This window comes from Streptomyces sp. GESEQ-35, from assembly GCF_017948485.1.
In the GTDB taxonomy this organism is placed as follows: domain Bacteria; phylum Actinomycetota; class Actinomycetes; order Streptomycetales; family Streptomycetaceae; genus Streptomyces.
In genome coordinates, this window is the sequence record NZ_JAFFSX010000056.1 from 1 (window position 1) to 12,753 (window position 12,753).

The window sequence follows — 12,753 nt, forward strand, 5'->3', positions numbered from 1 at the left end:
GATTTTTGGCACGCTGTTGAGTTCTCAAGGAACGGACGCTTCCTTCGTACTCACCCGAGAGACTCTCTCAAGGCTTTCCTCCGGGCGCTTCCCTTCGGTCTTGCGTTTCCGACTCTATCAGATCCTTTTCTCGGCCTGACCCCCAGTCAGCGGGGTTTGCCTTCCCGGCCGTTGGGCCGTTCCGACGTCTCAAACCTTAGCGGATTCCCTCGGCGATTCCCAATCGAGCCGATCGGGGCTGCCGAGTCCCGATTCGAATTGAATTCGGGCATGCCGAATTCGACCCGGTTGGGAGGTCGTGCTGAGGTTTGGTTGCCGCTTGCGCGGCGGGAGTTGCTGTCGAAGAACCGTTACGGCTCCGCGGCAACCCGGAGAACATTACGGATCGGGCAGAGGGCTGTCAAGCGCCTCCTGTCAAGATCTTTAATCGAGGTCCGTGAGGCGGCCGCCGGCGTCCGGCTGGGCGTGTTCCACCCTGCGCAGGAGGCGGGTGAGGGCCTCGCCGAGTGTCGTGCGCTCTTCCGGGGACAGGTCCTGGAGGAGTTCCTCCTCGAATACGGACGCAAGGCGCATCGCCTCCAGCCACTTCTCGCGCCCCTCGGCGGCCAGCTCCACGATGACGCGGACGCGGTTGGACTCGTCGCGCTCGCGGGTGACCAGGCCCTCGGTGACCATGCGGTCGATCCGGTGGGTCATCGCGGCCGGAGTGAGGCCGAGCCGCTTGGCGAGATCGCCGGGGCCCATGCGATAGGGGGCGCCGGAGAGGACGAGGGCCTTGAGGACCTCCCACTCGGCGTTGCTGATGCCGAGGGCTGAGGTCTGGCGGCCGTAGGCGACGTTCATACGGCGGTTCAGGCGGGACAGTGCCGAGACGATCTTCTCGACCTGGGGGTCGAGGTCCTGGAACTCGCGTTGGTAGGCGGCGATCTGCTCTTCGAGTGTCGGCTCGCTGACGCCGGCGCCTGTGGTGTCACCCATGGGCGGAGTATCGCACGGTCGTGCTTGGCCTTGAAGTCCTTCGACATGTACTCTTTAGCTTCGAAGTTTAGTTTTGAAGTCTTCAGTCCTAATGGCTGAAGGCTCTACTGAGAGAGGTGAACGTGACCAGGGCGATGGGCGCAGCGATGCGCCGGATTCATGTGGGCAACGCACTCAGCGCGTTCGGGCTCGGCTTCACCGTCCCCTACCTGTACGTCTATGTGGCGCAGGTGCGGGGTCTTGGAGCCATGACGGCGGCTCTTGTACTCGCCGTCTTCGCCGTGGCCGCGCTGATCGTGCTGCCGTTCGCCGGACGGGCCATCGTCCGACGAGGCCCGCTGCCGGTGCTGCTCGCCGCCCTGGTCACTGCCGCGATCGGCGCGCTGAGCCTCGGGCTCGCGAGCAACGCCACGACCGTGTTGCTGTCGGCGGCCGCCCTCGGGGCGGGGCAGGCCGTGATGCAGCCGGCGCTTGCGACGATGATCGTGGACTGCTCGTCGGCGGAGACGCGGTCGCGGGCTTTTGCGACGCAGTTCTTTCTCCAGAACCTGGGGCTGGGCGTGGGTGGCCTCATCGGCGGTCATCTCGTCGACGCCACACGCGTCAGCTCCTTCACGCTGCTGTTCGCGATCGAGGCGGCGATGTTCCTGTCGCTGGTCGTGGTGATGGTGACTGTGCGGATGCCGCACTCGCCGCGGATCGGGGACGCGCCGGCTGGGTCGGCCAAGAGCAACTGGAAGCAGCTGCTGTCCAACCGGGCCATGGTGCAGTTGTGCGTGCTGGGCTTTGTGCTGTTCTTCGCCTGCTACGGACAGTTCGAGTCGGGGCTCAGTGCGTACGGGGTCGAGGCGGCCGGGATCTCGACGTCCGCGCTCGGGACCGCGCTAGCCGCGAACACCGGGATGATCGTGGTGGCGCAGTTCGTCGTACTGAGGTTCGTGGAGCGGCGGAGGCGGTCGCGGGTGATCGCGGGCGTCGGGCTGATCTGGGCCGTCGCGTGGGTCGCGGCCGGTTACGCGGGGCTGGGGCATGGCAGCCAGACCATGGCGACGGCTGCTTTCATCTCGACGTACGCGCTGTTCGGGCTGGGTGAGGCGATGTTGTCGCCGACGGTGGCCCCGCTGGTGGCCGATCTGGCGCCGAATGGGCTGGCGGGGCAGTACAACTCCGCGTTCGCGCTGGTCAAGCAGTTGGCGCTGGCTCTCGGGCCTGCGGTGGGCGGGCCCATGGGGGCCTCGCTGCACGCGCCGTACATCGTGACGTTCCTGCTGTTCTCCCTGGGGATCACCTACCTCGCGGTGCGGTTGGGGCGGCAGCTGACGGACGTACAGGATCGTCCGTGGCTGGTGAAGAGCCGGGTGGTTGCCCAGGGCAGGACACCGGTGGAGTCCATCACCGCCTAGCTGCAACGCCGACAAAGGGGCGCGGGGAACTGCGCGACCAGCCACAACGCTCCCGCTGCCGGAAGCTGCCACGCGCCCCTACGGCGCTATTCCTTGGGCAGCACGAACTCGCACCAGACCGCCTTCCCGCCCCCCGGTGTCCGGCGCGAGCCCCAATTCGATGCAATCGTCGCCACTATGGCGATACCCCGGCCGGACTCGTCTCCGGGTTCGGCTCGGCGGCGCCTGGGCAAATGGTCGTCTCCATCCGTCACCTCGATGATCAGGCGCCGATCAGTACGGCGGAGCCTCAACCGCATGGGCGGGGTGCCGTGCTGGAGGGAGTTGGCGACCAGTTCGCTGGTCGCCAGGACGCCCAGGTCGTGCAGGTCGGGCGGGAAGCGCCAGCTGGTCAGGACTCCGGAGGCGAACGCACGCGCGCGTGGAGCCGCCTCGACGCCGCCCAGGAGTTCCAGGGCGGCGTTGCGGAAGAGGTCGCTGTCGGGGCCCGTGCGGGCGGGGTGCTGGAGGACCAGGACCGCCACGTCGTCGTCGTGGTCGGCCGTGACGCCGGCCGTGCGGACCAGGCGGTCGCAGACCACCTGGGGCGTGCCGGTCGCGCCGGCCAGGGCCCGTTCAAGGCTTGCGATGCCCTCGTCCAGGTCCTCGTTGCGGCGCTCCACCAGGCCGTCCGTGTAGAGGACCGCCGTCGAACCCGGGCTCAGGGCGACCGTGCCCGACGCATGGATCCAGCCGCCCGTCCCCAGGGGCGGGCCTGTGGGCTCGTCCGCGCGGACGACCTGGCCGTTCTCGTCCCGGACCAGGATCGGCAGGTGGCCCGCCGAGGCGTACACCAGCCGCCCCTCGTTCGGGTCGTGGACGGCGTACACGCAGGTGGCGATCTGGTTGGCGTCGATCTCGGTCGCCAGGCCGTCGAGGAGCTGGAGCACCTCGTGCGGGGGGAGGTCGAGACGGGCGTACGCGCGGACCGCCGTACGGAGTTGGCCCATCACCGCGGCCGCCCGGACGCCTCTGCCCATGACGTCGCCGATGACCAGGGCCGTGCGGCCGCCGCCGAGAGTGATCACGTCGTACCAGTCGCCGCCGACCGCGGCCTCCGTGCCGCCCGGCTGGTAGGTGGCGGCGATGCGCAGGTCGTCGGGCTCTTCGAGGACCTGGGGCAGGAGGGATCTCTGGAGGGTGACAGCGGTTTCGCGCTGGCGGCGTTCGCTGGCGCGGAGGCGTTCGGCGGCCTCGGCGTGGTCGGTGACGTCGGTGGCGAAGATCAGTACGCCGCCGTCCTCCGTGTCCGTGACCGGGGTGCAGGTGAAGGTGTAGCAGCGGCCGTCGGGGGCCTTGCGGGACTTGACCGTGCGTGGCTTGCCGCTGCGCATGACCTGGTCGAGGAGCGGGAACAGGCCGAGTTCGTCGAGTTCCGGGAGGGCCTCGCGGGCCGGGTCGCCGAGGGGGCGCAGGCCGAAGGCCGTCACATAGGCGTCGTTGACGTACGCGAGACGGTGGTCGGGGCCGTGGATGAGGGCGACGAGGGCCGGGACGCGGTCGAGTACCTCGCGGACCGGCAGTTCGTCGACGGCGGGCGCGGACAGCGCCTCGTCGGTGAGCTGTTCGCCTCGGGCGGCGGGCACCGAGCTCTCGCTCCGCCGGTCCGGCGGGACCGTGTGATCGGTCCGCGCTGCGGCGCGACGCTGCGTTCCGGGGAGCCGGGCGCTCCAGCGCGTGAAGTTCACGAATCCTTGCCTCGTGTCGTCGTCTTCGGCCAGCTCCGGACCCGACCGGGGGTCTGGGGGGTGGCACCCCGGGGTTGCAGCACTGTGGGTGAGCCTCGTGAGTTCGAAGGGCGAGCATGTGCTCGTCCGTGGGAGCGGGGACCAGTCTGGCAGGGTGGCCGCCCGGGCCGACATCCGTCAGACGCCGGTCCGGCCGGAGGAGTTCCTGAGTCCGGTCAGGTCGACCCCTTCGGGTCGTCTGAAGGCTTTCCACCGGCCGCGAGTTCGAACTCCGCTCGGGGATGTTCGAGCGATCCGAGGGAGACGATCTCCCGCTTGAAGAGCCCCGACAGTGTCCACTCGGCCAGTACACGGGCCTTGCGGTTGAAGGTCGGCACCCTGCTGAGGTGGTAGACGCGGTGCATGAACCAGGCAGGGTAGCCCTTCAGCTTGCGTCCGTAGACGTGTGCGACACCTTTGTGCAGTCCCAGAGAGGCGACCGAGCCCGCATATTTGTGCGCGTACGTCTCCAGCGGCTCGCCGCGCAGTGAATGCGCGATGTTGTCGCCGAGAACCTTGGCCTGGCGCAGGGCGTGCTGGGCGTTGGGGGCGCACTCCTTGCCGGGTTCGTCGGCAGTGATGTCGGGGACGGCGGCCGCGTCTCCCGCTGCCCACGCGTGCGTGGTGCCCTCGATCGTCAGCTCGGCGGTGGCTTTGAGGCGCCCGCGGCCGTTCAGCGGGAGGTCGGTGGCGGCGAGGATCGGGTGGGATTTGACGCCGGCCGTCCAGACGACCGTACGGGTCGGGAAGCGCTGTCCGTCGTCCAGTACGGCGATCCGGTCCTCGCAGGATTCGAGGCGGGTCCGCAGCAGGACCTGGATGTTGCGGCGGCGCAGTTCGGTGACCGTATAGCGGCCCATCTCCTCGCCGACCTCGGGCAGGATGCGGTCCGAGGCCTCGACGAGGATCCACTTCATGTCCTCGGGCTTGATGTTGTGGTAGTAGCGCGCGGCGTAGCGGGCCATGTCCTCCAGCTCGCCGAGCGCCTCGACTCCGGCGTAACCGCCCCCTACGAAGACGAAGGTGAGGGCCGCGTCGCGGATCGCGGGGTCGCGGGTGGAGGAGGCGATGTCCATCTGCTCGATGACGTGGTTGCGCAGGCCGATGGCTTCCTCGACGGTCTTGAATCCGACGCCGTGGTCGGCGAGGCCGGGGATGGGGAGCGTGCGCGAGATCGAGCCGGGCGCGAGGACCAGTTCGTCGTACGACAGCTGCTGTGCGCCCGTGCCCTCCTCCTCGGTGGCGAGGGTGGTGAGCGTCGCGGTGCGTTTGGCGTGGTCGATGGCCGTGGCCTCACCGATGATGATGTGGCACTGGTCGAGGACACGGCGCAGCGGTACGACGACATGGCGGGGTGAGATGTTGCCGGCTGCCGCTTCGGGGAGGAACGGCTGGTACGTCATGTACGGGTCGGGAGTGACGACTGTGATCCCGGCCTCGCCCTGCCTCAGTTCCCGTTTCAGCTTCTGCTGGAGGCGCAGGGCCGTGTACATCCCGACGTAGCCGCCGCCGACAACGAGAATGCGCGCACGTTCCTTCACCATCCCATGACGCACCCGACGCTTGCGTTTGTCCACAGGCTCGACAGTTTGTGTGACCGCGTGCCGGGGACGCCCCTAGTTGGCCGAATTGCCGGAGTGTGGGAAAAATTCGCAGGTCAGCGGGGTGAGCAGAGTGGAGGGAGGGGGCGGAATCAGGACGTATACGGCCCGTACTCCGATCGGGGGGCGCTCCGTGCGGAACCTGCCCCTTCTGAATTGACTCCCGCTCAACTATGTTCGTGTGTCGACGGGGTGTAGGGGGATGCGCCTTCGGGCCGGCCGACAGGGCGGGCCCGTGATCCGGGTTTGTTCCCAATGCCCCGGCGTCCAATGGCGGGGAAAGTCTCCGGGGGGAGACGTCATTAACCGGGGGAACACGTATGCACATTCAGGACAATCATTGGTCGTCTGCGTCTGCCATCGCGCCCGGCGGTGCGATCGGCATGGCGACGGGCAACGGACGCGCGGACGGCGGGCGGGCGACACCGCTGCGCGTGGATGCACAGCGCAATCTTGAGCACGTACTGCGCGCGGCGCGCGAGGTCTTCGGCGAGCTGGGATACGGCGCGCCGATGGAGGACGTGGCGCGGCGCGCGCGGGTCGGCGTCGGCACGGTGTACCGGCGCTTCCCGAGCAAGGACGTCCTGGTGCGGCGGATAGCCGAGGAGGAGACCTCCCGGCTGACCGACCAGGCACGTGCGGCGCTCGGCCAGGAGGACGAGCCCTGGTCGGCGCTGTCGCGCTTCCTGCGGACGTCGGTGGCGTCCGGGGCCGGGCGGTTGCTGCCGCCGCAGGTGCTGCGCGTCGGGGTCGCGGACGAGGGCTCCGGAGTGGAAGAGGCCCGGGTGCCGCAGCAGCGCACCCAGCCGGGAGCCGGAGAGCTGCGGCTGGTCCCGGAGGACACGTCGGCGCTCGCCGCGGACGACGCGGGTGCGGCGGCGCTGCTCGAGGTCGTGGGCCAACTCGTGGAGCGGGCGCGCACGGCGGGCGAGTTGCGGGCCGATGTGTCGGTGTCGGACGTGCTGCTGGTGATCGCGACGGCGGCGCCCTCGCTGCCGGATGCGGCGCAGCAGGCGGCGGCTTCGGCGCGGCTGCTGGACATCCTGCTGGAGGGCCTGCGGTCGCGGCCTGTGTGAGCGCGGGTGGCCCACTGGCCGAAGTGGCGACGCCGGGCGGGGGTGGTGCGCCGCCCCCGCTTCGGGTGCGGCCCGGGGCCTCCGCTTCGAGTGCGGACCGGAACGTTCTACGTATTTCGGGCGGGACGCTCAACTCCTACCCCGTGAACGCCAATTGACCCTTCCCCATATGGGTGACGGCTAGTACTGCATCGCGACAAGTCTCCACGGACGAGTGGATGGTCCGCACTGCCTGCTCCTGAACAAAAGCCAATATGGCACTCTGACCGGTGTCGGGACGGGTTGGGCAGGCGGCGGGGGCTTTCCGCGATGGGCGTTGACGGGCGGGACGAGTCACTCGGTGACGGCGAGGCGGAGCCCGGTGGGCTGACGTCGCCGCAGGTGCCGAGCCAGGGCGGACGTGCGGATGTGCCGCCGGCCGGCGATCCCGCGGAAGGCGGTGTTCCGGCGCAGCGCGACTGGCGTGCGGACGAGTGGCGCGAGGACAGCGTCCTGCCGCCGCCGGTCGACCTGCCGCCGTCCGACGCCGGGCTGATCGAGCGGATGCGCTCGGGCGACGACACGGCGTACGAGGCGCTGTACCGGCGCCACGCGGACGCGGTGCGCCGATACGCGCGCACCTGCTGCCGGGACGCCCACACCGCGGACGACCTCACCGCCGAGGTCTTCGCCCGCATGCTCCAGGCCGTGCGCGGCGGCTCCGGCCCCGAGCACGCCGTACGCGCGTATCTCCTCACCACCGTCCGCCGGGTCGCCGCGAACTGGACGAAGTCCGCGAAGCGAGAGCAACTGGTCGACGACTTCGCGGCGTTCGCCGACCAGGCCGCGCGGGTGTCCGACGTGTCCGACGACGACACACTCGACCTGGGCGCCGATGTGCGCGCGATGCACGAGGCCGAGCAGTCCATGGCCATGCAGGCGTTCCGGTCGCTGCCGGAGCGGTGGCAGGCCGTGCTGTGGCACACCGAGGTCGAGGACGAGTCGCCGAGCGAGGTCGCCACCCTCTTCGGGCTGGACGCCAACGGCACGCGCGTGCTCGCCAGCCGCGCCCGCGAAGGCCTCAAGCAGGCCTACCTCCAGGCCCACGTCAGCGCCACCCTCGCCACCGACGAGGAGTGCGCCCGCCACGCCGACCGGCTCGGCGCCTACGCCCGCGGAGGTCTGCGCACCCGGGCCGAACGGGGCCTGCGCAAGCACCTGGAGGAGTGCGCCAAGTGCCGGCTGGCCGCGGGCCAGATCAAGGAAGTCGCCGGCGGTATCCCCGCCGTCGTACCGGTCGCGGTCATCGGTTGGTTCGGCGCCGCCGGGTACGCCAAGGTGGCCGCGCTCATCGCCGGCGGCACCGGCGCGGGAGCGGCGGGTGCCGCGGGTGCGGCCGCGGCGGCGAGCGGCAGTTCGTCCGGCGGGGCGGGGGGCGGTGGCGGTGCGGTTGCCTCCGAGGGGCTGGGCGCGCCGGTCAAGGCCGGTATCGCGGCCGGTGTGGTCGCGGTGGCGGTCGCCGCGGTGGCGCTCGCACTGATCGGCGACGACGACCCGCTCAAGGAGCCGGTGGCCAAGCCCCCCGCGTCCTCACCGGCGGTGCTGCCGCCCGCGGCGGAGACACCGGCGCCCCCGGAGCAGGAACCCGCGCCGAAGCAGCCGGTGGTCGCGCCCAAGCCGGCGCCGACCCCCACTCCGACGCCGACACCCACGCCGACACCCACGCCGACACCTACGCCGACCCCGACTCCGAGCCCCACCCCGACGGCCACGCCGAGCCCGACACCCACGCCCACTCCGACGCCGGAGCCCCCACCGCCTCCGGCTGACTACCAGTGGAGCGAGCTGGCGTACGACGTCAACGGCGACGGCACCGAGCCGGAGATGCGGCTCGCCGAGAGCAGCTGGGTGTGGCAGCGGTACGGCGCCTCGATCGCCGGCCAGCGGTACGCACACGGCGTGACCGTGCACGGCAGGTCCTCCGTCACCATCGACCTCAACCGCGAGTGCACCTCCTACGACGCACAGGTCGGCGTCGACGACATGACGCTGGGGCTCGGCAAGGTCTACTTCTCCGTCCACGCCGACGGGGTACAGCTGTGGAAGTCCGGCCTGATCGAGGGCGGCGACCACGCGGTCCCCGTCCATGTCGACCTCACCGGCCGCAAGACCGTACGGCTGGTGGTCGAGCCGCACAGTGTCTTCGACAACCTGATGCTCGCGGACTGGGCGGAGTCGAAGTTCGCCTGTGCGTAGGCCTCAGCGGGCCTGCCCTGCCGGGTGGCTCCGTACCGCGTCGGCGAGTTCGCCCTGCGCGTCCTCGGGGGTGAGGGCGGCGCCTCTGGTGCGCTCGGCCGTGTACCGCGCGGGGCCCAGAGCGGTACGGGCGAGGGCCTCGGTTCGCTCGGCCACCGCACCCCCCGGCTGCGGGCGGGGGTGTCCCTCCCGCCAGTCCTCGGAGGCGGCGAGCAGGCGGACGGCGCGGGCGTGGTCGCCAAGTGCGGACACGAGCCGCGCCGCGGTTTCGGCGAGCTCTGCCGTGGTCCATTCGGCGCAGCGCCATTCCACTGCCTGGCGCACCGCGTCCGCGAGGATCGGCAGTCCGTGCTCCGGTCCGGACTCGGCGGCCTTGATCAACGCGTCGAGCCCCTTCAGCCCCACCGTGAACTGGGGCGGCGGGGTGCCGAACCCCGATTCCACGCCGGCTGCGTCGCACAACTCACGGGCGCGTGCGACGTCGTGCACGTCAAGAGCCATGTGGGCGCGCAGCACTAGGAGGAACGCCCGGGTGTCCACCACTCCGTACCGGTCGGCGGCGGTGCTCGCCTCGTCCAGCGAGATCAGGGCGGCGGAGCGGTCGCCGGAGCGGTAGGCGATCTCGGCGAGCCGGGCCAGAAGGAACGGCGACTCGGTGTAGGCGCCCACCTCGTAGGCCAGCCGCAGGGCCTCGGCGTACTCCTTCTCGGCATCCTCGAAACGGCTGCGTGCCGCGGCCGCCTCGCCGCGCGCGCTGCACACCTGGGCCCTGATCCAGCGGTCACCAATGCTCCGGCTGAGCTTCTGCAGTTCCGCCAGGTCGTCGTCCACACCCTCGAGCCGGCCGGATACGTCGATGACTATGTGCGCACGGAACATCAGAAGAACGGCGAGCTCCCAGTCGCCGCCGTACGTACGGCAGTTGGCGACCGCCCGGCCCATCATGTCCCGGACGCCCGTCGAGTCCCGCAGATAGAAGTTGATCAGGGGCCACGTCAGGCCGGGCATACGGGCAGCGTCCGGACCGCCCGGCTCGAAGTACGCCCGCACGCGCGCGATGTACTTCCGGAACCGCAGATCCTCCTGCGCGGGCCGCGGCTCGGAGTCGGCCATCAGGAAGAGAGCCAGCATCCTGAGGTCCATCCGCAGGGCATGCAGCGGATGGCCGGACTCCCCGTCGGGCGCGGCGAGGAAAGCATCGATCGGGTCGGGAGAGCCGAGGGGGGAGACGACGCGACCTGCCGCGCGAACACCGGGCCCATGGCCGGCCCGAGCCCGAGCAGCCGGGGCGCCGCCGCCTACGGCATCCAGGGCCGCACCGAGGCGCAGAACCCGGTCGATCCACTCCACGCCCTCGCGGCGATAGTTGCGCAGCGAACAGAACCAGCCCATGGCGAGGGCGATGGCACCGGCCTCTGCCTCGTCTCCTGCCGTCAGGGCGCGATCGAGAGCCGCGCGGATGTTGTCCAGCTCCGTCTCCAGGCGGGAGATCCAAGGGAGTTGGCCGGCGGAGCGGAGCAGGGGCTCGGCCTGCTCGACGAGGGCGCGCACCCACGCGCGGTGCCGCCGCTCGGCCGCCAGGTGCGCCTCGGGGGCCTCGCCGGCGCGCTCGACGGCGTACTCATGGATCGTCTCGAGCATGCGATACCGCATGCCGTCGCTGCCGTCCCGCTCGCAAGGGGCCGCCACGATCAGGGACTTGTCGACGAGCGCCCCGAGGAGATCGGCTACCGGACCGGTGCACACGGCCTCCGCCGCCGCGAGGTCCCAGCCGCCGGCGAACACGGACACCTCTCGCAGCACCGTCCGCTCCCGCTCGTCGAGCAGCTCCCAGGACCAGTCGACGACCGCGCGCAGGGTCTGCTGGCGGGGCAGGACCGTGCGGCTTCCGGAGGTGAGGAGGCGGAAGCGATCGTCGAGCCGGTCGGCGATCTGCCGGGGGCTGAGCAGCCGCAGCCGGGCGGCGGCCAGCTCGATGGCGAGCGGCAGCCCGTCGAGACGGCGGCAGATCTCCCCCACCGCCTCCGTGTCCTGGAGCACGGCGGCCGCGTCGGGACGGACGGCGGCCGCGCGCTCCGCGAAGAGGCGGTGCGCCTGGTCGGGGACGAGGGGTTCGACCGGGCGCACCGACTCGCCGGGAACGCCCAGGGGTTCACGGCTGGTGGCGAGGATCGTGAGCCCAGGGCAGCGGGTGAGCAGAGTCTCGGCGAGGGCGGCGGCCGCGCCGATGACATGTTCGCAGTTGTCAAGGATCAGGAGCTGACTGCGCGGAGCGCAGTGCTCTACAAGCAGGGCGACCGGGTCGTCCTGCTGGCTCGCCATCTCGGTGGCCATCAGCACGGTCTCGCGCAGACCGAGCGCACTGACCACCGCGCCAGGCACCGCCTCCGGCCGGTCGAGCGGGGCCAGCTCGACCAGCCACGCCTGCGGGAGCCCGGCGGCGGCTTCCTCGGCGAGGCGGGTCTTTCCAGAGCCGCCCGATCCGGTGAGAGTGACGAGTCGGGCCCTGTGCAATTCGGAACGAACGGCGCCGAGTTCGGGTTCCCGGCCCACGAAAGAGGTAAGCCGTGGACGGAGGTTGCCGTTGCGAGGCTGGGGCACCGGCGAAGGAGCCGCCGGCTGATCGAGCAACGCCTGGTGCAGGGCACGAAGTTCCGGACCGGGGTCGGTACCGAGGCCGTCGGCGAGGGCGCGGCGCGCGGTCTCGTACGCGGCGAGCGCGTCCGCGGACCGGCCGGTGTCGCGCAGGGCGCGGATGAGAAGAGCATGCAGCGGTTCGTCGTACGGATGCGCCGCGGTCAGTTCTTTCAGCTCCGGTACGGCGTCCTGAGCATGCCCGAGCCGCAGCCGCGCCTCGGCACGGGCACGGGTCGCCTCCAGACGCAGGGCCTCCGGACGGGCGGCGGCGGTCCGGCCCGGGAGATCGGCGAGGGCGGGACCGTGCCACAGGGCGAGGGCGTCGTCGAGGTCCCTGGCCGCGGTGGCCGGATCGTCATGATCGAGCGCGGCCGTGCCCTGTCGTACGAGGCCTTCGAAGACGTACAGGTCCACGTCGTCCTGCGTTGCCGTGAGGCGGTAGCCGCCGGGGTGCGAGGTGACGGCGTCCTTGCCGACGGTACGGCGAAGACGGCCGACGAGGGCCTGGAGGGCGGCCGGAGCGTCCAGGGGCGGGTCCGCCGCCCACACCTCGTCGATCAGCGTGTCCGGCGTAACGATACGGCCGACGCGCAGGGCGAGGGCGGTCAGCAGGGCTCGGAGACGGGCCCCGCCGACAGCAACGCGTCTGCCATCACCGTCCTCCGCGAGGGCACTGCCCAGAATTCTGTACCGCACCGAGCCATTGTCACCGCCCCGACTGTGAGGGACACGGATTTTGCGCCCCCCGGGCCGTACGGCCGCCAGTCGCGTACGGCGGCAAGGGGACGTGGCGGGGGTGTCCGCCCGCAGGGTTGTCGCGTCAACACGGGCACCTAGATAGAAGACCGATTCCGCGACGTTCCGAGGACGGACACCCCCGCCACGGCCCCGACCCACCCCCCCCCCCCCCCCCCGCCGCCCCCCCCCCCCCCCCCCCCCCCCCCCCCCCCCCCCCCCCACCCCCCCCCCCCCCCCCCCCCCCGCCCCCCCCCCCCCCCGCCGCCCCACCCCCCCCCCCCCCCCCCCGCCCCCCCCCCCCGCCGCGCCCCCCCCCCCC

7 protein-coding genes are annotated in these 12,753 nt (G+C 71.3%); 3 read left to right on the forward strand and 4 right to left on the reverse strand.

The features are described from left to right. Nucleotides 1–423 precede the first annotated feature (423 nt). Entirely contained in the window at nt 424–978 is a 555-nt protein-coding gene (locus KCH87_RS48020) for a MarR family winged helix-turn-helix transcriptional regulator (RefSeq protein ID WP_210594383.1), read from the reverse strand. Between the two features lie 134 nt (nt 979–1,112). Between KCH87_RS48020 and KCH87_RS48025 the strand changes: the two genes are divergently transcribed. Further along, nucleotides 1,113–2,381, forward strand: a complete 1,269-nt coding sequence (locus KCH87_RS48025; protein ID WP_210594394.1) for an MFS transporter — start codon at nt 1,113–1,115, stop codon at nt 2,379–2,381. A gap of 86 nt (nt 2,382–2,467) precedes the next feature. On the opposite strand, the gene KCH87_RS48030 is transcribed toward KCH87_RS48025, so the two are convergent. Together KCH87_RS48030 and KCH87_RS48035 are read right to left on the reverse strand one after the other, a co-directional pair. Beyond that, nucleotides 2,468–4,108, reverse strand: coding sequence for a SpoIIE family protein phosphatase (locus KCH87_RS48030; protein WP_210594385.1), 1,641 nt, complete (start codon nt 4,106–4,108; stop codon nt 2,468–2,470). A gap of 215 nt (nt 4,109–4,323) precedes the next feature. After that, nucleotides 4,324–5,691 (reverse strand): NAD(P)/FAD-dependent oxidoreductase, encoded by a 1,368-nt coding sequence (locus tag KCH87_RS48035; protein ID WP_210594386.1) that lies wholly within the window; start codon nt 5,689–5,691, stop codon nt 4,324–4,326. A gap of 377 nt (nt 5,692–6,068) precedes the next feature. Here KCH87_RS48035 and KCH87_RS48040 point away from each other — a divergent pair, with 377 nt between their 5' ends. Further along, on the forward strand, nt 6,069–6,824 hold the full coding sequence (locus KCH87_RS48040; protein ID WP_210594388.1) for a TetR/AcrR family transcriptional regulator: 756 nt from the start codon (nt 6,069–6,071) through the stop codon (nt 6,822–6,824). A gap of 309 nt (nt 6,825–7,133) precedes the next feature. After that, entirely contained in the window at nt 7,134–9,059 is a 1,926-nt protein-coding gene (locus KCH87_RS48045; RefSeq protein ID WP_210594390.1) for a sigma-70 family RNA polymerase sigma factor, read from the forward strand. A gap of 3 nt (nt 9,060–9,062) precedes the next feature. Here KCH87_RS48045 and KCH87_RS48050 read toward each other — a convergent pair whose 3' ends face one another. Next, nucleotides 9,063–12,392 carry a BTAD domain-containing putative transcriptional regulator gene (locus KCH87_RS48050; protein ID WP_210594392.1) on the reverse strand — a complete coding sequence of 1,110 codons (3,330 nt, stop codon included), beginning with the start codon at nt 12,390–12,392 and terminating at the stop codon, nt 9,063–9,065. Between the last annotated feature and the right edge of the window lie 361 nt (nt 12,393–12,753).